Origin of the sequence: Shewanella ulleungensis (assembly GCF_014648315.1) — a bacterium.
In the GTDB taxonomy this organism is placed as follows: Bacteria; Pseudomonadota; Gammaproteobacteria; order Enterobacterales; family Shewanellaceae; genus Shewanella; species Shewanella ulleungensis.
This window is the reverse complement of record NZ_BMQW01000015.1, coordinates 37,906-57,810: the sequence shown is the minus strand read 5'-3', so window position 1 is coordinate 57,810 and position 19,905 is coordinate 37,906. Positions and strand designations below refer to the sequence as shown.

The following is a 19,905-nucleotide window of genomic DNA, read 5'->3' as shown; positions in this document are numbered from 1 at the left end:
TCGCGGCATTAATCGAGGCGGTAATCAAAAAACTTTCGCTTGTCTGGGCCAGAGGCATTCGCGCTGATCTTATTGGGGTGTTTATACTCATCCCAACTGGCAACATTGCGGCCCATATTTAGTTGTGGAAAGGTTAATTGTGGAAAGCTTAGCTGCGGTAATTCTTCGCTTGGCTGCTTCAACTTTGCTAGTGCATCGTTTAACCCAATAAACGCCATTAACAGCGCTAAACTGCTATCAACACTAATGTCGAGAGCAAGAAAGTCATCACGATCTGCAAAGTAGCTAAACACTTGCTGCTGGTGGCGCTGATAACAGGCCGTTAAATGCGCTTCATCAAACACATCTTCAACCTGCCATATATCAAAGCAATGATTAAAGCTGCGCTTCATTATTGGATGAAAACGGCCCTTGTCTTTATCTAAATGTACTAGCATTCTGCCCAGTAACATTTGCATCGACGGTAACCACTTATCTAGCGGCCTATCTAAATAGACAAATTTAGCATTGGGAAATAACCTATCTAATTGTTGGTAATCACTAAAGCACGGCGCATCAGACACCGCATCGGCCAACATAAACGCCTGCTTAGTAAAGGCCTGGTGGGCAACCGTTAACCCTTGCTCAAGCAAGGCCACACTCACACTGGTTGTGCCGGTACGCGGCAAACCGATAATAAATACTTTATTATCCTGCTTACTCGTCATAGTGGGTTTGGGCATATCGGCTTGTGCTGATGTCGATAGTTCAGTCTGCTTGGATATCATTAATTACAGTCGCATTGAGTGATAAAAATTGAAGGTTATTGAATCAGTAAACGATTATACCGAAATGCCAGCCAAGGTGTTATCGAGCTTGCTAGTAGGCGTCATGAGGTAATTAACTATCCTATTCGTCTCATGTGGTGAGGTGAATAAATTGCTATTTGCCTCATATGGTGAGTAGAATAGGTTGGTGTGTGCATCAATGCAGTATTTAAGTCAGCTAAACAGAGGTTAATATGTGGATTTGGCAACAACAAGAATGGCCTGACTTTGTATGGGATAATGCTCGTATAAGTGCACTATTGAGGCAAATTCAATTTAACCAGGGTTTGCTGCTGGGTAAAATAGGTTCTGAATCCGCTAGTCAATGGACACTCGATACCATGCTGGCCAATATCGTTCATTCAAGTGCTATTGAAGGAGAAACGCTTAACGCATTTTCTGTACGTTCCTCTTTGGCGAATAAGCTTGGGGTGAGTGAAGAAAACCCTTATCCCACTACTGCACAAACAGATGGTTTAGCTGATATCACCTTAGATGCGCTACAAAACTGGCAACAGCCACTTAGCCTAACGCGTATTTTAGATTGGCATGCTCTGTTGTTTCCGAGTAACCAAGCCGTGTTTAATCCTGTTATTGGCGGTAAGTTACGCGGCGATGAGCCTATGCAGGTGGTATCGGGGCGTTTAGACAAACCGACGCTCCATTTTGAAGCGCCTCCTCGAGATACGCTAGACCAAAGTTTAACGCAGTTTATTGAGTGGTTTAATCAATCACGAAAACAGGCAGACCTTGATCCGCTAGTACGAGCAGCCATCACTCATTTGTGGTTTGTCACCTTGCATCCGCTTGATGATGGTAATGGACGTATCACCCGTTTGCTCACCGACTTAGCATTAGCGCAAGCTGAACATCGCTCGATTCATTTTTACGCCATGTCAGTTAGTATTCTTGAACGACGCAAAGCCTATTACGCAATATTAGAGTCTACCCAGCAAGGTGGCTTAGATATCACACCTTGGCTGCTGTGGTTTTTAGACACCTTAAATGACGCTATTCAACACACGCTCAATAGCATTGAGCAAACTACTGCTAAAACCCAATTCTGGATTCGTGTCGATCGACGCTCGCTCACCCCATCGTTAACAACAGAACAAGTTAAAGTGCTTAATAGATTACTCGATGGTGACTTTAGCGATGGCATCAGCAGTAGCCAATATCAAAAAGTCGCCAAAGTCAGTCGGGCCACTGCCACCCGACATTTAGCCCAGCTTGTAGAGCAGCAATGTTTGGTCAAAACCAGTGCGGGCGGTAGAAGCACAAGGTATGTGTTGTTGGTGTTAGTTAAATCTTGATATGTGACTTATAGTCCGTAGACTCATTGTCTACATGTTTGCATCATCATGAAAACCTTTTTATAGGATTTTTCATGGAAGATCTGATACTAGTTTCATTTGGTACCTACTTTAAAAATTTAAGGGTTTCAAAGGGATTATCACAAGAACAACTTGCGCTAAAAGCTGATTTAGATCGGACATATATCAGTGGAATCGAAAGAGGGAAAAGAAATGTTAGTTTGATCAATATTGTCAAACTAGCAGAGGCTTTGGAGTTACCTCCTAAGCAACTTCTTGATTTTAAGTTCAAGGAATAAATATGTTTAACAGAGCATTTTATTCCGCACCTCTCGAACAGTTTTTAGTTACTAACGCCTTGTCTATAAGTGGTGAAATATCCGCGGCTCATACTCAGCAACTACAGCATCAGCAATCCAGAGCGTGGGGGGCTGAAATAGATATACTCAAAAGAGAACTGAAATTATGTAGTGCTGATAATACACATATCTTTTTTGAGTTTATGATCCCAAGAATGGGACGACGTGCTGATGTTGTTCTTGTGGTGAAAGGCGTCATCTTTGTTATCGAGTTCAAAGTTGGTGCACAACAAATTAATCATGCCGATTTAAGGCAAGCACATGGTTATGCACTCGATCTAAAAAACTTTCATAGTGGCAGTCATGATAAGTTTATCGTACCCATTTTAATTGCTACGAACTTAGCTAAACCAACCCCCCTGCAAGCATTATTTAAATTAGACTTTGCATTTGATAACGTAGCTTCTCCGGTTGCTATTCATTCAGGTCAGATACTTAATGTAATTAATCAAATAACAACATCTTTAAAGCAGGTTGAGTTTGATGCTAACCAATGGGCTGCATCTGGTTACTTACCGACTCCAACAATCATCGAAGCTGCACAAGCTCTTTATGCCCAACATAACGTTGAGGATATTGCTAAAAGTGAAGCGGATACTCAAAATATCAGCCAAACAAGTCAGCAATTATTGCAGCTAATACACGACGCCCGTGAAAGAAAATGCAAAGTGATTTGTTTTGTCACCGGTGTCCCTGGTGCGGGTAAAACACTTGTTGGATTAAATATTGCGAGTACTCATTCAAACCCAAAAGAGAAAGAGTATTCAGTATTCTTGAGTGGCAATGGCCCTTTAGTGTCGGTGTTACAAGAGGCCTTAGCTCGTGATCGAAAAGTAAGAATTGCTGATACACTGGCATCTTGTCGACGACAGACAGAGCAGTTTATTCAAAATATTCATAAGTTTAGGGACGATTCTTTATCCGGTGCGGTTCCGCCTGAACAGGTCGCAATATTTGATGAGGCACAAAGAGCTTGGAATAAAGAGCAAACTAGTAAGTTCATGCAAACAAAACGCAATCAAATAGGCTTTAATAAATCAGAACCCGAATATCTAATTGAAGTCATGGACCGTCACGAAGATTGGGCCGTAATTATTGCTCTGGTTGGTGGAGGGCAAGAAATTAATACCGGAGAGGTGGGGTTGTTAGGTTGGCTTAATGCGCTAGACGAAAAATTAGTCATTGGGATGCCTATTACTCTGCAGATTTACTAAATGGGGAATATGTTGCATCAAATTTAACCGCTAGCCATTTATCAAAAGGAACAGTCTTACCGTGTTTGCATTTAGCAACTTCGATGCGGTCATTCAGGGCGGAAAAACTATCAAGTTTTATTCATTATTTGATTGATGGTGATAGCGTATTAGCTTGGAAATTATTCACTACGTTCTCGCACTTATATCCTATTAAAGTGACTCGAGATTTAGACACTGCAAAGAAGTGGATAAAGTCGCAGAGTCGAGCTAATGAAAGTATTGGCATGCTTGCTTCATCCAATGCAATACGTTTGAAAGCGGAAGGTATTTTTGTAAAAAACAAAATTGAGCCCAAAGATTGGTTTCTAGGGCCACCGGAGGATATTCGCTCATCTCACTTCTTGGAAGATATTGCGACTGAGTTTGATGTTCAAGGTTTAGAGTTAGACTGGTGTCTAGTTGCTTGGGACGGTGATTTTCGATTTAAACCTACTGGGAAAGAACATTGGCGATTTCGCGGAAGTAAATGGGAAAAGCGCCAACAAGAACAAACTCAAATTTATTTAGAGAATGCTTACCGAGTGCTGCTGACTAGAGCGAGGCAAGGGATGGTTATTTTTGTTCCTAGTGGAGATGACTCTGATAAAACAAGGCTGTCTGAGTTTTATGATGACACTTTCGATTTCCTACAACGTTGTGGTATTACCGTTGTTTAAAATTATTTGATTCCATCAAAGCCAGCCATATTGGCATAGGCAACTGTTGAAAACAGGATGTTTTCGTCAAGTCCCCATGGATGGGTTTACGGCGTGTTGCAGAGGACGGTGTGGTTGGCGAACCGCTGATAACCAAGACACCAATCTAGACGCTTTAGGCCTTTTACAACGCGTTTAACGCAAAAATAGCATCGCTAGTGACGGTTGGATATATAGAGGTATGCTTCAATTAACCGGGAAATCCAATTATATTTCAATGAAAACGAAACATAATAACTTGTGGAATGCAAGTGTCGATTTTGTCGCAACCCCTGATTTATTATTACAACCCAAATTTGCAGTAAGATCAGCTCTAATATTCTGGCTTGAACATCAGCTTTATAAAAAAGCAGATATAGGGGCAAATCGAATGGTTACGGATAGTATTACTAAGGTCATTAACAGTAAGACAACAAGTTACAGCGAGCGTCATGATAATTTAACTGATTTATTAAAAAGGAAGGTATTTAAAGATGTCTTTTAATAAAAGCCTCTGTTTTTTTATAGTTTTTTTAACTTCATTTTCACTAAATGCAAATGAGTTCAGATTATCTGAGTGGACTGACCAAGAGTATTTATTACATTCCCCCTCTGAAGGTTCAGTTGAAGTAATGATAAACCGCCAGGCATCAAATGATTTGGAGTTAATTGCTGTTATACATGCTCGGTGCGATGGAATAGATTACAGGGTGCCAGTAATTAGGGGGGAGTTTAAAACAGGATTGAGTAGTGCGGAATATTTGGAGTATGTCATCTTCAAATATGAAAAAAAGATATACTCACCAATAAAATCAATTAGTTCATATTATGTTATTCCAAATGATGAAAGTGAGTCTGTAAAACCTCATTTTTTAGAGTTTGAGACACAAAATACGACAAGTGGTTTTTGTAAGTATATAAATAACATGACCGAATATGACAACCCTATTTATATTCAAAGTGATAAATGACATTTTTAGTTTTTTTGATTCAAACTAACACTCAATGGCTTAATTTTTTTGATGATGTTTGACATTAAATTCAATATTGCTTTGAGGCAGATTTGTTCGAGCCTGGATATATTCGCTTTTGCGATTGATCAGGCAAGATCTTGTCTCCAAGCCTCCATGGAAAGGTTTACGGCGTGTTGCAGAGAGCGATATTGTGGACGGATTACTCCATGAACCTGTCGATAATTCATCAGATAATTTTAGTTTTTTAGCTCTTCGGCCTTTAGGTTCTCAATGATTAAAAACAAAAATGGCAGCCACGTTGGCTGCCATTTTTATTGATGCGAGTGACTTATTTGGGTCAATTCGCTAGCGGTTTATCACTTTAGTCATTACCTCAAAGCCAAAGCACTAGCTCGGGCTAGTTAATCGCCATCGATATAAAGTAACCCACAAATGTTGCGGTGATGACGCCGATAAAGCCTGGAATGATAAAGCTGTGGTTAAGCACATACTTACCAATGTGAGTGGTACCGGTTCTGTCAAAACTGATTGCCGCTAAATCACTTGGGTAGAATGGGAAGAAGAAGTAGGCATAACACGCTGGCAGTACACCAATCAATACTGGTGCTGGGATGCCTAACGAAAACCCAAGAGGCAACATAATGGTTAATACTGCCGCCTGACTTTTTAAGAAGATTGACGATACAAACATCGCGATTGCAAATGTCCATGGGTACACGCTGACAATGTCGCTCACTGCGCTGACTAAATAGCTTTTATGGTGCTCAATAATGGTGTCACTCATCCATGCAATACCAAAAATGATGATGACCGCGGTCATACCCGCAGTAAATACATTGCTGGTGGCAATCTTTTTAGGCGAAATATTGGTAGCGAGTAAAATGACACCACCGACAGACAGCATCATAAATTGAATCGCAACCGACATGCTTACTCCCGCAGGCAGCATTTGCTTGCTGAACATAGCCACAATAATCACTGCAAGAATACCCAGTAAAAATACCATTAAGCCTTTTTTAGCCGTTGATTGTGCAGCAGGTGTTTCGGCATTGTCATCTTGCGGATCGATTAACGCTTCACGAAAATCTTTATCCGCTAACCGTGCTTGAAACTCTTCATCTTTGTCTAAATCTTTACCGCGTTTTAAGCTCCAGGTACAGGCAACAAGCAAACCAATTAAGGTGGCAGGAATCGTTACCATAAGTACATCGATTAAGCTGATATCAAGGTTGTTATCAACCGCAGTTGCTAATACTACCGCCGCCGCGGCCGCAATTGGGCTGGCAGTTATGCCCATTTGCGACGCCACAGTTGCCATAGCTAATGGGCGTTCAGGGCGAATGCCTTTTTTGTATGAAACATCGTAAATAACCGGCAGAAGTGGGTAAACCGAATGACCTGTACCCACCAATACCGTTAAAGAATAAGTACATAAAGGACCTAGAAACACGATATGTTCAGGATGTTTACGTAATAGTTTTTCAGCAAATTTTACCAACAGATTTAAGCCGCCAGTGGCTTCTAGCGTTGCAGAGGCCGCAACCACAGCAAGAATGATCAACATTACACTGATAGGGGGAGAGCCAGGTGCAATACCAAACACAAATGCAAGCACCGACACACCCAAACCGCCCAACAAACCAAACGCGATACCGCCATGGCGGATACCAACAAATATCACCGCTAATAACAGCAGCATGTGTATATAAAACATCGTGTATTCCCCATGTAGGTTGTAATTTTATTTTTTGACCTTCTGAAGGTATCTCACAACGTATTTGCGGTTAGTGACTTAATTCAAGCTATTGAATTAGCAACTTGAAAAATGTTTAAAACGTGAACAAGGTTACATACTGATTAACATCTATTCAGCACAAGCTCGTAAGGCTGGCGAAGGCTATTTTTAAACAAACAGCGTTATTTATTGGCAGGCGTTGAACAACATCTTACCGATAGCTTTGTCGTTGCAAGCTACTAATTACCAACGTTGGCAGTTATTGAACTTTCTATAATGGTTAATTGCGTCGATAAACGCGGGTTTGCTTCTGCATACTTAACTGTAACCATTGTGTAGCTGAGTAAGGGTTGGTCATGTAAAAGCCTTGGTTGATGAGAGCGATGGCTTAATAGTAGATGTAGAGTCTTTATGGAAGCTTAATGTTTCAAGTGAGTACACGTGTGACTAATTACAGTGTAATCAACGGCCTTGCGTACTAATTAGTGTTTGTCTATTGAGCCCTAAAAATAATAAACCCAGCAGATGCTGGGTTTATTATTAGTGACTTAAAATCCATTGCATCAAAGCTTATTCAACGTTTTGGATCTGCTCGCGCATTTGCTCAATCAATACTTTTAATTCAACCGCTGCTGAAGTGATCTCCGCACTGATTGATTTTGACGCTAAGGTGTTTGACTCGCGGTTAAACTCTTGCATCATAAAGTCTAGGCGGCGACCTTCGCTGCCACCTTTTTTAAGGATACGGCGGGCTTCTGCAACGTGAGCTTCAAGGCGGTCCATTTCTTCGGCGACATCTTGCTTTTGCGCTAGGAGTACCATTTCTTGTTCGATACGGGCAGGGTCGAGTTCACCGGCAATATCGGCTAAACGGTTGGTGAGTTTGTCGCGTTGGTACTGCATGACGGTTGGCATGTGTTCGCGCACAATATTAACCTGCTCCATTACCCCGTCTAAACGAGTCAGTAGCATGTCTTTAATCGCTTCACCTTCACGGCCACGTGCTTCGATAAACTGATCGATTGCGCTGTCAAATGCTGTCATTAGCTCTGCGCCAATACTGTCCATGTCTTGCTCGGCAGAAGCAAGTACGCCTGGCCAGCGTAACACGTCAGTGAGGCTTAATTCGCCTTGTCCTGCTTCTTCTTTTAACCAGTTGGCAGCACTTAATAATTGCTTTGCCAGTGCCTGGTTAAGTTGTAATTCGTTACTGCTGTTGTCGGCTAATTCATAACGTAGATTGACTTCGACTTTGCCGCGATTTAAACGTTTACGTAGGCGATCGCGTAAGACAGGTTCAAAGCTTCGAAACTGCTCAGGTAGGCGCAGGTATGTTTCTAGGTAGCGCTGGTTGACTGAACGGATTTCCCATGAGGCGGTGCCCCATTGTGCTTTGTGCTCTATACGAGCGTAGGCTGTCATGCTTTGGATCATGAAGTGTCCTGTTATGTTTTACGCGAATGTGAGTCGATTATAGCCGTTTTAATGGGCCGGATTAAAGGATTAGTCGATAGATTTGTGGCTTATCGTTGCTTACCATGGCATCTAACGGCGTGAAGCTCTATAATATGCGCTCAAATCTGATATGAATTCGACTACAGGACTTTTCATGCGCCCAAGTAACCGTACACCAGCTCAAACTCGCCCTATTACTATTACGCGTTCTTTTACTGCACATGCTGAAGGCTCTGTTTTAGTTGAGTTTGGCGACACAAAAGTATTATGTACTGCCAGCTTTACTGAAGGTGTGCCACGTTTTCTTAAAGGCCAAGGTCAAGGTTGGGTAACGGCTGAATATGGCATGTTACCGCGTTCAACACACAGCCGTATGGACCGTGAAGCTGCTCGTGGTAAGCAATCTGGTCGTACTCAAGAAATTCAGCGTTTAATTGGTCGCTCGTTACGTGCAGCAGTGGATATGAAGCTGTTAGGTGAAAATACGATTGTTATTGATTGTGATGTTATTCAAGCTGATGGCGGTACACGTACTGCGGCAATTACTGGTGCTTGTGTTGCATTGGTTGATGCCCTGAACTGGGCTCGTGGTAAAGGTATTATTAAAGCCAACCCACTTAAGTTTTTAATTGCTGCTGTGAGTGTGGGTATTTACAAAGGCGAAGCGATCAGTGATTTAGAATACATTGAAGACAGCGCTGCTGAAACTGACATGAACGTTGTGATGACAGAAACCGGTAAGATTATTGAAATTCAAGGTACTGCAGAAGGCGAACCATTCAGTCATGAAGAATTGATTGAACTACTTGGTCTGGCTAAAAACAGTATTCGCGAAATCGTCGATGTGCAAAAAGCCGCATTAAGTTAATATGCTGTTGAAAATGAGGACCGATTACGGTCCTTTTTTTATGCCATTTCCATTAATTATGTGACCAATCAGAGCCACTCAGACTTTTCAGTTTGAGGCGCATTGTTGAAAGAATGGTTATTCCCTTTTAAGGCGATGCAACAAAGAAATGGAAAGTCTGAGTGTCTCCTGCAAGGCGGGTTTCTGTGCCTTCTATACTGCTTAATAGCATTTTGAGGTACGACTGCATGGATGCAGGAGGTAGAGCAACGCAGGAGCGGTTGCCGACGACTGCATGGACGCAGGAGGTAGAGCAACGCAGGAGCAGTTGCCGAGAGCAACTATGCCTACAATTCTATTACTTGCCTAGAAGACACAGAACTCCCGCTGAATGACCAGATAATTGCTGGAATTGGTATTAATCTAAAATTTGATGAAAGAGGAATAATCGTGAAAGCCTATCAACGCGAATTTATTGAGTTTGCATTAGCCCGCCAAGTATTACGCTTTGGTGAGTTTACCCTTAAATCTGGCCGTACGAGCCCGTACTTTTTTAATGCTGGTTTATTTAATACGGGTAAAGACTTAGCGCGTTTAGGCCGCTTTTATGCTGCAGCGTTAATGGATTCGGGCATTGAGTTCGACTTATTGTTCGGCCCAGCTTATAAAGGTATTCCGATTGCGACGACGACTGCCGTTGCCTTGTGCGATCATCACGATGTGGATATTCCTTACTGCTTTAACCGTAAAGAAGCTAAAACCCACGGTGAAGGTGGTAGCTTAGTTGGCAGCGAGCTTAAAGGTAAAGTGATGCTGGTGGATGATGTAATAACCGCTGGTACTGCGATCCGTGAGTCGATGGAAATTATTAATGCCCACAATGCTCAACTTGCAGGCGTATTAATTGCATTGGATCGCCAAGAAAAAGGCAAGGGCGAGTTGTCGGCGATTCAAGAAGTTGAGCGTGACTTTGGTTGTCAGATTGTGTCGATTATTAAGCTTGCTGATTTAATTAGTTACTTGTCTGAAAAACCAGGCATGGAAGCTGAGCTTGCTAGCGTCAGCGCTTACCGTGAGCAATATGGTATTTAGCCTGAACTCAGGTTATTTAGTTAGACAAACTGATTCGCTGATGCTGGAAAATCAAAAAAGCTGCACAATAGTCATATTGATGCAGCTTTTTATTACACTTTTTTACCGTAATCCGTGTACGCTATTTTACTTGATGTAAAAACTCAGCGCGGGTAGCCGGGTTCGATTTAAAAATACCGCCAAGCGCTGTCGTGGTCGTCGAGCTGGTTGAGTCCATGACGCCACGAGATTTAACACAGTAATGTACCGCATCCATTTTTACCGCCACGTCTTTCGTTTCAAGTAAGGTTTGCAGTGCCACTAACACTTGTTGAGTTAGGCGTTCTTGCACTTGCGGACGTTGGGAAAAGAAGCGCACGATACGGTTAATTTTAGACAAACCAATAATTTTTGTGCGTGGTAAATAGGCTACCGTTGCGAAGCCATCGATGGTGACTAAATGGTGCTCGCAAGTGCTGGTAAGACTGATGTCTTGTACTCGCACCATTTCATCCACACCCATTTTATTTTCAATGACCGTGATCTTAGGGAAGTTTTCGTAATCAAGCCCCGAGAAAATTTCGTCAACATACATTTTTGCGATACGACGTGGTGTATCAGCCAAGCTGTCGTCGGTTAAGTCGAGTGACATTAAGGTCAAAATTTCACGCATATGGTGTTCAATTTTAACTTTACGTTCTTCAGGTGTGGAAGTTTTTGGCAGCATTGGGGTTTCTAACCCACGATCTTTTAGCGCTGCTTGTACTTTAATTGCGGCTTCACTGAGTGCCATATATCCTCCAACGACTCGATATCACTGTTTGTATGAGTGTAGATTAACACCCACTTGGCTACCCCATAGGGGAAAAGGAGAATAGCGCGATTTGCTGTAAATTAATACCGCAGCCAATAAAAAAGCCGACCCTATTCAGATATCGGCTTTTAATGGTGTAACGCTTAAGCAATAACTACTTTACGTTTAAGTTCTCTTTGATGAACTTAAGCATGATGTCATAATATTTTTCACGGTTTTCGGCGTTAAAGAAACCATGGCCTTCTTTTCTCCAAATCTCTTTTTGGAAAGGGTAGTTAGCTTGCTCCAGCGCTTTTGCCATTGCTTCATATTGCTCTATCGGTGCGCGTTCATCTTCTTCACCATGAATTAATAGCACTTTGGCTTTTAGCTTATTAACGTTGTGAGTCGGTGACATGGCACGAAGACGTTGAATATCAGTGCCTAACACTTCTTCTAAGTATGCCCCACCACTATATGATTCAGGTACATCGCCCGTTCTATACATTTGCTCTAAATCATACACACCAGCAACACCTACAGCGCATTTAAACATATCTGGTGCTAACATTGGGCTCATGAGTGCTGAATATCCTCCAAAGCTGCCACCCGAAATACACACTCTGTTTTTGTCGGCATAGCCTTGGTCAATAACATATTGAGTCGCATCAATTATGTCATATTGAATTTTACTGCCCCATGCTAAGTAGCCCGATTCTTCAAATGCTGTACCGTATCCACCAGAACCACGGAAGTTAACTTGTAAAACGGCAATTCCATTTTGTGCTAACAGTTGGTTTTCTGAGTTAAATACCCATAAGTCACGCGGGCCATGTGGGCCGCCATGAGGATTAACCACAAGCGGCATGTTTTTATGCTCTTTCATGCCGACGGGTAGCGTTAAGTAACCATGAATGGTCACGCCATCACGGTTTGTAAAGCTAATTGGGCGTACTTCTGACATTTCGCTAGGGTCTAGCTTTGCGTTTTCAGCAAATAAGAATTTGAGTTTAAGTTTTTTACGGTCAAATAAGTAATAGTCACCTGAGTTTCTATCATTCATTGCCATCACAATAAGCGTGTCGCCATCGACGGTTTCGCTAACAATACGAATGCGGTGATCTGGAATTGCATCCATTAACTGTCGTAGGGCTTTGGCTTTATCACTTTCAGTGTCGACAAAGCGATACTCAGGGTAGCCATTTTCAAACTCGACTGCATAAAGGGCGTTTGTTTGGTCGCTTACCCATGTCATCAATGGATCGACAACGTCGTGCTGAATGATTTTTTTATGCTTAGCAGTGGCGAGTTCGACTTCATAAATTGCGCGAGTTGTACCCTCACCATTTGCCAAAGCGTAAATTGATTTGTTGTCTTCGGTGAACGAAAGCGGGTAGAAATCGGTGAGTCCGCCTCTAATTCTTTCAGCGTCAACCCATTCACCATTTTCATAGTAAAACAGCTGATCATTATTTTTCTTGTCTGTGGCAAAGCTAAAACGTACCTCTTCTTTGTTATCAACGAGAAAACCCGCATTGGCAATCGGTGAAGTGGTAAGGCGTTTACGTTTGCCTGAATAGACGTTGACGCGATATACAAGGGTATATGCATAATTTTGTCTATTCCAAGGGTAAGCCATGACATAAATGTATTTGTCATCATCTTTTAGGGTATCTAAAACAAATGCACTTGCACGGATAGCTTCGTTATTTGAAATACTGGTACCAGTTGATGTTCCGCCATTATAACCAAACAAGTATTTCGATTTGCTGCCATCATAATTTACAGCCAGTAGTTCACCATAATAGTCTGACACTTCACGTTGGGCGTGTTTATAGAGTTTTTGTAATACTATCCGCTCGTCATTGACCCAATAGTAGCGGCCAACCTCTTCATCGCCGTTGAATTTTACCGCATAAGTCGGCTTCATTGATTCAAGGTTTAAGATCAATAATGTGCGTTTTTCATCTTCAATTAGGATTACACCAAGGTGTTTACCGTCAGGAGATATTTTAACTTCAGAGAATTCTGAGTCAGCACTAAAGTCTTTAATTGATGGGGAGGCAAAGGTGTGGGTAGTAAATAAAATGAGCAAACAGCAAGTGAGGTATAAAATGCGCAGCATGAATACAGTCCGTGTAATAAATGTTAAAAATGTAACTATATTGTATTTTATCTAAGGAGGGTGGGCAACATCAGTAAGTTAGAAAAGTGATAAAATTAATCAGTTTAAGTACTTATAAAAGTTAATTGGTAAGCTTAAACAAGACTTACCGTGTCGTTTTTGTATCAATTAAAGGCAACTAAAACCACATAATCATCAAGAAGTCTTGTATACGATGCCTATTAGATTGAGTGTCGCATTCAATGCGTTCATCACACGTTCTACCAGCAATATTTGACCCTGTGCCCTTTGCTGCGTCAGGTAAAAAAGTGTCCATAAGTTCTAAGTGATAATCGAACACTTCTTCAAGGTTTGGCGAAACAACCGATATTTGTTCCATTTCGCCTTGAGGAGTATTCAGTGTGCTTTCGATAATTTCAACTTTATAAATGTCATTAAAAGGCGCTTCATTTTTATGGATTTCAACAAAGTCTGTGGTATCTGGATATTGTTTTTCATAGGCGAGAGTCAGGTGAGAAGATACTTTATTAAGGTCTTGTGGGACTAACTCGCCTTCCCAGTATATAAGCCCTAGCAGATGCGATGCCTGGGCGATATTACTTTTTCCCGCTTGCGCAAGATAGTCTAATCCCTTTTCAATATCTTGATACTCGCCTTCACTGAGATAAATGATACCGGCTTTGTATTGGGCTTGTGGTGAGTCGAATTTAGCGGCTTTACGGTACCACTTTAATGCTCTGCTTGTGTTAGGTTTTGTGCCATAGCCAACATAATAAAATTCTGCCAATACTGACATTGCGTCAGAGTATCCTTTTTTAGCATACCTCTTATATTGTAAAAAACGATTATGGCATTCTGCGCTATCGCATTGTGCTAATGGAGTTGATGCCGCTTTAAAGTTCGTGGCTTGAGCGATAGATTGATTGGAATAGCAGAGTAGAGAAATAACTAAAAATAGAATAATTTTTTTCATAACGAGTCCTTGTCAACATGCTGGCACCAGAAATATTAGCATATGTCGATCTGCTCAAATGTCAAACAAGGACTCGATACGTAGAAATAGAGAACTAAAAAATAGCTAGCTTCTTAATAACTGCTGTTGAATGAAAGTCCATTGTTCATCAAAATGTTGAGTGGGTTTTTGTTTAAATTCGCTGCGGACAAATTGTGAAATCCTGCCTTCGGCAAACGCTAGCAACAGATTAGCAAGTATGGCTTCGTCAATATTAAAGCCTACGCCTTCACGTAAGGTTTTTTCACGTAAAATTTGTTTTATTTGGGTTTCTATTTTAGCAAATAGCACGTCGATTCGACTGCGCAAACGCTCATTTTCACCTAGCAGTGCATCTCCGTTTAACACACGAGAAATACCAGGGTTGCGTTCAGAAAATACCAACAATAGCTGTAATACTAACTGGCAGCGGGTCATAGTGTTTTTTTCTTCGTCCATGATGATATTTAACCGCGACAGAATCGCGTCTTCAATAAACTCAATCAGACCTTCAAACATACGCGCTTTACTTGGAAAATGTCGATAAAGAGCGGCTTCGGACACACCCACTTCAGCAGCGAGCTTAGCGGTTGTTATCCGTTGACCTGGGCTGGTCTCAAGCATTTGCGCTAAGCATTGTAATATATGTTCGCGACGGTTTATTTTTGGGCTTTCAGCCATTATGTGTTCCTTGGCTCAGTGACTACTTGAAAAGGTTATTTGGTACCTGAGTGACCAAATCCGCCTTCTCCACGATCTGAGCTATTAAACTCATCCACTAGTGTAAATTGGGCTTGTACGACAGGGACAAACATCAATTGGGCTAAACGATCGCCAATGTCGAGTGTGAATGGTTTATCACTTCTGTTCCAACAAGACACCATGAGTTGTCCTTGGTAATCAGAGTCGATTAAACCGACCAAATTACCCAGCACAATGCCATTTTTATGGCCCATACCTGAACGCGGTAAAATGACCGCTGCCAGACTTGGGTCGGCAACGTGAATGGCGATACCTGTTGGAATTAACACTGTTTGGCCAGGTTCAATGACCATTGCTGTGTCTGTCATTGCACGTAAGTCCATGCCTGCACTACCGGCAGTAGCATAAGCTGGTAGTGGAAATTCACTGCCAATACGCGAGTCGAGAATTTTTAGTTCAATGGGTGTTTTCATGATTTTTTTAGTTGTTGTTCTATCAATGTGAGTAATTGGCGCGCCAGTGTTAGTTTGTCTGTTGCAGGCAGTTGTTGGCTGCCGTCTTGCCAAAATACTTGTAGTGCATTGCTATCGGCATTAAAGCCTAAGCCTTGAATAGAGACATCGTTAGCGGCAATCATATCCAGCTTTTTACGCTGTAGTTTACCACGAGCGTATTGCTCTACGTCGTTAGTTTCAGCGGCAAAGCCGACGGTGAAAGGTCGTGTTGTGTGCTGAGCTACCGTGGCTAAGATATCAGGATTACGCACCAGCGCAAGCTGCATTTCTTCGGCTGATTTTTTAATTTTTTGTTCGGCCACATCAGCAATTCGATAATCTGCTACAGCGGCGCAACCAATAAAAATATCATGTTGTTCAACTTGTTGTATTACGGCATCGAGCATTTGCTGTGCAGATTCAACATTAATGCGCTTAACGCCTACTGGTGTGGCAAGGCTGACGGGCCCTGAGACGAGTGTCACTTCTGCGCCCATTTCTGCAGCGGCTTGTGCCAGAGCAAAGCCCATTTTACCTGAGCTGTGGTTGGATATATAACGCACTGGGTCGATAGCTTCGCGGGTTGGCCCTGCTGTGAGTAATAATTTGTGCCCTTGTAAAGACTTTGGTCCAAAAAATTGAACCAGTTGCTCTGCTATGGCGACGGGCTCTTGCATGCGGCCAGGGCCGACTTCACCGCAGGCTTGATTACCAGATGCGGGTTGCCAAATAATTAAGCCTTTACGGGCTAGATTTGCCATATTTTCTTGGGTAGCGATGTTTTGATACATCTGTTGGTTCATGGCAGGGCACACAATAATTGGCGCGCTAGTGGCTAAACATGTAGTGGTGAGTAGTTCGTCTGCCATGCCAGCATTAATGCGTGCCATTAAGTTTGCCGTAGCTGGAGCAAGTAATACGACGTCTGCCCAACGCGCCAGTTCGATATGTCCCATTGCGGCTTCAGCTGCAGGATCAAGCAAATCAGAGGCAACAGGATGGCCTGAAAGCGCTTGAATGGTTAGTGGGGTGATAAACTCCATTGCGCTTTGGGTCATGATGACTCGCACGTCTGCGCCACGTTCTTTTAATCGACGGATCAAGTCCGCACTTTTATATGCGGCAATACCGCCACCAATTCCGAGTAATACTTTTTTATTTGTCAGCATATTGTGCATTATCCGACTTAACCCTAATTGCGGCTAACAATATCACAAACCTATGACAAGTTGCGTGGATCCAATCTCAAAAATATCGACCATACTGTGTAACTGATTTAACAGAGCATCACGAATTCAGAGGGTGACATCATTTAAAGAGTGTTTTTGAAAAAACACATCAATTCAGTATTGGCGTAGTAGTAACGAATTTATGCAACTTGGTTGAATTCGTCGAGGGTATGGCGTCTCAAAGATAACAAGGAGCATACATGGGTATAAAAGATTGGCCTCAAGGAGAAGGACCGCGAGAAAAGTTATTATTAAATGGAGCAGGGCATTTGTCTGATGCTGAATTATTAGCTGTGATTTTACGAAATGGCCTTGCAGGTCAAAACGCTGTGGATTTGGCTCGCGAAATGATCAATCAGTTTGGCGGTTTACGCAGTTTGTTAAGTGCATCGAAGAGCCAAGTGTGTAAATTAGCCGGAGTTGGACCGGTAAAATATGCTCAATTACAGGCTGCGGCCGAAATTTCTAAGCGAATTGCCCATGAAAATCTACAAAGAGGGCAAATTTTGACAAATCCTGATTTAACTCGGGACTATTTAATGAGACAATTGGCAGACCGATCCTATGAAGTGTTCGCCTTACTATTGTTGGATACCCAACATAGAGTCATTCAATTTGTAGAATTATTTCGTGGCACCATCGATTCCGCTTCTGTTTATCCTCGCGAGGTTATTAGCCTTGTGTTGGAGAAAAAAGCAGCAGCAGTGATAGTGTGTCACAATCACCCGTCTGGCATTGCAGAGCCAAGTCAGGCTGATCGGCGAATAACTGAGCGAATAAAAAATGCATTGGCAACCATAGATGTTTCTTTGTTAGATCATATGGTTGTAGGTGATCAGGAGATAGTCTCCTTTGCCGAGCGAGGGTGGATTGTATAAACACTGCTTGATCTTATATGGTCAATCGTGTATAAAATGCGCCCTCTTTGTGCCTCGGGCGACGGCCATACGAGGCACATTAATGCTCGAGCGTTAAAAATTTGTTTTGGAGAAGATTGACATGTCAAGAGTATGCCAAGTAACTGGCAAGAAGCCAATGGTTGGTAACAACCGTTCGCACGCAAAAAACGCGACTCGTCGTCGTTTTTTACCTAACCTACAAAACCACCGTTTTTGGTTAGAAGAAGAAAAGCGTTTCGTACAATTACGTGTATCTACTAAAGGTATCCGTATTATCGACAAGAAAGGTATTGAAGTTGTTGTTGCTGAACTTCGTGCCCGTGGCGAGAAGGTATAATAGAAAATGGCTAAATCTAAAGGTAATCGTGAGAAGATCAAATTAGTATCTACTGCTAAAACTGGTCACTTCTACACTACTGAAAAGAACAAGCGTAACATGCCTGAGAAAATGGAAATCAAGAAATTTGATCCAGTAATTCGTCAGCACGTTATCTACAAAGAAGCTAAAATCAAGTAATTGATTTTTGAATCTTAAAAAAGCCCCTTAATAGGGGCTTTTTTTATACCTAAAGAAAAGTAAGCTATACTGAACAAATTATGCTGTTTGAGTGATAAAAAGTGCGTAAAGTAAGATAGTCTATTAAGTGAAACTAACTTTATGGCTGTAATGATTTTTTCACACTTAATGGACAAACTATTTTTTGTTTTATGTGAAATAAAATGCTTTAAAAGTGAATTAAAATGCAATACCATCGTTGTGCTATACTACATTCTGGCTTGCAACTGCACTAATGGTTGCAAGTATGACTAACACCAAACTAATTACCGAGGTGAATTTGCCTGTGAGAACCACTGAACTGGTTGATGGATTTCGTCATTCTGCTCCTTATGTTAATGCCCATAGAGGTAAAACTTTTGTCGTCATGTTAGGTGGCGAAGCATTAGCGCATCCGCAATTTCGTGGCATTTTAAATGATGTTGCTTTGTTGCATTCACTCGGGATTGAAGTGGTATTAGTTTACGGCGCGAGACCGCAAATTGATGCAGGATTAAAAGCGGCAGGTATTGAACCTGTTTATCATAATGGTGTGCGTATTACGGACGAAGACAGCTTAAAAATCATTAAGCAGGTTGCCGGTGCCACACAGTTTGATATTACTGCAAGGTTGTCGATGAGCTTAGGCAATACGCCAATGCAAAACGCACAAATTAACGTAGTCAGTGGTAATTTTGTTATTGCACAACCACTAGGTGTCGATGATGGTGTTGATTTTTGTTTGAGCGGTAAGGTGCGTCGTATCGATGCACAGGGGTTACGTCGCCAGCTCGATAACAACGGTATTGTACTAATGGGGCCGATAGCAGCTTCTGTTACGGGCGAAAGCTTCAACTTAACAGCTGAAGAGGTTGCTACCCAAGTAGCCATTAAGCTTAAAGCCGACAAGATTATTGGTTTTAGTGATACTAACGGTCTTATCGGTAAAAATGGCGAGGTGATTGCTGAGCTTATGCCTGATGACATCGAAGAAATGCTTAAAACCATGCCTGCCGATGATCATACTACCATTGGAACAATGGCGTTTTTAAAGGCCAGTGTCGAAGCGTGTCGTCGTGGAGTACCCCGTTGCCATTTAGTGAGCTATTTAGACGATGGCGCATTACTGCAAGAGCTGTTTTCTCGCGAAGGTATCGGTACTCAAATTGTAACGCAAAGTGCAGAGCGTTTACGCCGTGCCACGATTAGCGATATTGGTGGTATTTTAAATCTTATCCGCCCACTAGAAGAGCAAGGCATTTTAGTGCGCCGTTCTCGTGAGCAGCTTGAAATGGAAATTGAGCAGTTTATGTTAGTCGAGCGCGATAATTTAGTCATTGGTTGTGCTGCGCTATATCCATTTGAAGAAGATAATGCCGGTGAGTTTGCTTGTTTGGTGGTGCATCCTGATTATCGCGATGCCGATCGAGGTAGCATTTTGTTGAATAACATTATTGGCCAGGCACGAGTACGTGGTTATTCGCGTTTGTTTGCATTAACGACTCGCAGTATCCATTGGTTTTTAGAGCACGGCTTCAATATTGTTGATGTTGAAGAGTTGCCAAACAAGAAAAAACAATTGTACAACTATCAGCGTCGTTCAAAAATTCTTGCACTAGATTTATAATTAATACGCACCATAAAAAA

General features: G+C 42.0%; 21 protein-coding genes. 12 read left to right on the top strand and 9 right to left on the bottom strand.

Features of this window, described 5'->3' with window-relative positions; all coding sequences use genetic code 11:
- Positions 1–8: 8 nt before the first annotated feature.
- The gene (locus IEY40_RS19015) at positions 9–767 is read right to left on the bottom strand and encodes a sulfotransferase family protein (RefSeq protein WP_188959036.1); all 759 of its coding nucleotides are present in this window, start codon (positions 765–767) and stop codon (positions 9–11) included.
- 233 nt (positions 768–1,000) lie between these two features.
- Between IEY40_RS19015 and IEY40_RS19010 the strand changes: the two genes are divergently transcribed.
- The 6 genes from IEY40_RS19010 to IEY40_RS18990 all read left to right on the top strand — a co-directional run bounded on the left by IEY40_RS19010 (position 1,001) and on the right by IEY40_RS18990 (position 5,379).
- Positions 1,001–2,119: a Fic family protein gene (locus tag IEY40_RS19010; protein ID WP_188959034.1), complete on the top strand. Its 1,119-nt coding sequence runs from the start codon at positions 1,001–1,003 to the stop codon at positions 2,117–2,119.
- A 74-nt stretch (positions 2,120–2,193) separates the two neighbouring features.
- Positions 2,194–2,418, top strand: a complete 225-nt coding sequence (locus IEY40_RS19005; RefSeq protein WP_188959032.1) for a helix-turn-helix domain-containing protein — start codon at positions 2,194–2,196, stop codon at positions 2,416–2,418.
- 2 nt (positions 2,419–2,420) lie between these two features.
- Entirely contained in the window at positions 2,421–3,692 is a 1,272-nt protein-coding gene (locus IEY40_RS20270; protein WP_268244206.1) for a DNA/RNA helicase domain-containing protein, read from the top strand.
- 83 nt (positions 3,693–3,775) lie between these two features.
- Positions 3,776–4,390: a DNA/RNA helicase domain-containing protein gene (locus tag IEY40_RS20265; protein WP_487250660.1), complete on the top strand. Its 615-nt coding sequence runs from the start codon at positions 3,776–3,778 to the stop codon at positions 4,388–4,390.
- Between the two features lie 220 nt (positions 4,391–4,610).
- Complete coding sequence (locus IEY40_RS18995) at positions 4,611–4,913, top strand: hypothetical protein (protein ID WP_188959030.1); 303 nt, start codon at positions 4,611–4,613, stop codon at positions 4,911–4,913.
- Positions 4,903–5,379, top strand: a complete 477-nt coding sequence (locus IEY40_RS18990; RefSeq protein WP_188959028.1) for a hypothetical protein — start codon at positions 4,903–4,905, stop codon at positions 5,377–5,379. The genes IEY40_RS18995 and IEY40_RS18990 overlap by 11 nt, the downstream gene beginning before the upstream one ends.
- A gap of 400 nt (positions 5,380–5,779) precedes the next feature.
- Here the strand turns inward: IEY40_RS18990 and IEY40_RS18985 are convergent, their stop codons facing one another.
- Positions 5,780–7,096: an anaerobic C4-dicarboxylate transporter gene (locus IEY40_RS18985; protein ID WP_188959025.1), complete on the bottom strand. Its 1,317-nt coding sequence runs from the start codon at positions 7,094–7,096 to the stop codon at positions 5,780–5,782.
- A 591-nt stretch (positions 7,097–7,687) separates the two neighbouring features.
- Positions 7,688–8,551, bottom strand: a complete 864-nt coding sequence (locus IEY40_RS18980; RefSeq protein ID WP_188959023.1) for a YicC/YloC family endoribonuclease — start codon at positions 8,549–8,551, stop codon at positions 7,688–7,690.
- Between the two features lie 175 nt (positions 8,552–8,726).
- Between IEY40_RS18980 and rph the strand changes: the two genes are divergently transcribed.
- A complete protein-coding gene (rph, locus tag IEY40_RS18975; protein WP_160054452.1) occupies positions 8,727–9,440 on the top strand; it encodes a ribonuclease PH in 714 nt (237 codons plus the stop codon).
- Positions 9,441–9,869: 429 nt separating this feature from the next.
- Complete coding sequence (gene pyrE / locus IEY40_RS18970) at positions 9,870–10,511, top strand: orotate phosphoribosyltransferase (protein ID WP_101088525.1); 642 nt, start codon at positions 9,870–9,872, stop codon at positions 10,509–10,511.
- A 121-nt stretch (positions 10,512–10,632) separates the two neighbouring features.
- Here pyrE and folE read toward each other — a convergent pair whose 3' ends face one another.
- The 6 genes from folE to coaBC form a co-directional block, all read right to left on the bottom strand.
- Positions 10,633–11,283 carry a GTP cyclohydrolase I FolE gene (gene folE, locus IEY40_RS18965; RefSeq protein WP_188959021.1) on the bottom strand — a complete coding sequence of 217 codons (651 nt, stop codon included), beginning with the start codon at positions 11,281–11,283 and terminating at the stop codon, positions 10,633–10,635.
- Between the two features lie 175 nt (positions 11,284–11,458).
- A complete protein-coding gene (locus IEY40_RS18960) occupies positions 11,459–13,408 on the bottom strand; it encodes an alpha/beta hydrolase family protein (RefSeq protein WP_188959019.1) in 1,950 nt (649 codons plus the stop codon).
- 178 nt (positions 13,409–13,586) lie between these two features.
- Positions 13,587–14,381 carry a tetratricopeptide repeat protein gene (locus IEY40_RS18955; protein ID WP_188959017.1) on the bottom strand — a complete coding sequence of 265 codons (795 nt, stop codon included), beginning with the start codon at positions 14,379–14,381 and terminating at the stop codon, positions 13,587–13,589.
- Between the two features lie 105 nt (positions 14,382–14,486).
- Positions 14,487–15,080 carry a nucleoid occlusion factor SlmA gene (gene slmA / locus IEY40_RS18950; RefSeq protein ID WP_188959015.1) on the bottom strand — a complete coding sequence of 198 codons (594 nt, stop codon included), beginning with the start codon at positions 15,078–15,080 and terminating at the stop codon, positions 14,487–14,489.
- A gap of 35 nt (positions 15,081–15,115) precedes the next feature.
- Entirely contained in the window at positions 15,116–15,574 is a 459-nt protein-coding gene (dut, locus tag IEY40_RS18945) for a dUTP diphosphatase (RefSeq protein WP_188959013.1), read from the bottom strand.
- The gene (gene coaBC / locus IEY40_RS18940) at positions 15,571–16,764 is read right to left on the bottom strand and encodes a bifunctional phosphopantothenoylcysteine decarboxylase/phosphopantothenate--cysteine ligase CoaBC (protein WP_428848174.1); all 1,194 of its coding nucleotides are present in this window, start codon (positions 16,762–16,764) and stop codon (positions 15,571–15,573) included. The genes dut and coaBC overlap by 4 nt, the downstream gene beginning before the upstream one ends.
- A gap of 260 nt (positions 16,765–17,024) precedes the next feature.
- Between coaBC and radC the strand changes: the two genes are divergently transcribed.
- From radC to argA, 4 genes are all read left to right on the top strand, one after another.
- Positions 17,025–17,702 carry a RadC family protein gene (gene radC, locus IEY40_RS18935; RefSeq protein ID WP_188959009.1) on the top strand — a complete coding sequence of 226 codons (678 nt, stop codon included), beginning with the start codon at positions 17,025–17,027 and terminating at the stop codon, positions 17,700–17,702.
- Between the two features lie 121 nt (positions 17,703–17,823).
- Positions 17,824–18,060: a 50S ribosomal protein L28 gene (gene rpmB, locus IEY40_RS18930; protein WP_160054466.1), complete on the top strand. Its 237-nt coding sequence runs from the start codon at positions 17,824–17,826 to the stop codon at positions 18,058–18,060.
- Between the two features lie 6 nt (positions 18,061–18,066).
- Positions 18,067–18,240, top strand: coding sequence for a 50S ribosomal protein L33 (gene rpmG, locus IEY40_RS18925; protein WP_160054468.1), 174 nt, complete (start codon positions 18,067–18,069; stop codon positions 18,238–18,240).
- A gap of 325 nt (positions 18,241–18,565) precedes the next feature.
- Positions 18,566–19,885, top strand: coding sequence for an amino-acid N-acetyltransferase (gene argA, locus IEY40_RS18920; protein WP_188959068.1), 1,320 nt, complete (start codon positions 18,566–18,568; stop codon positions 19,883–19,885).
- Positions 19,886–19,905: the final 20 nt, after the last annotated feature.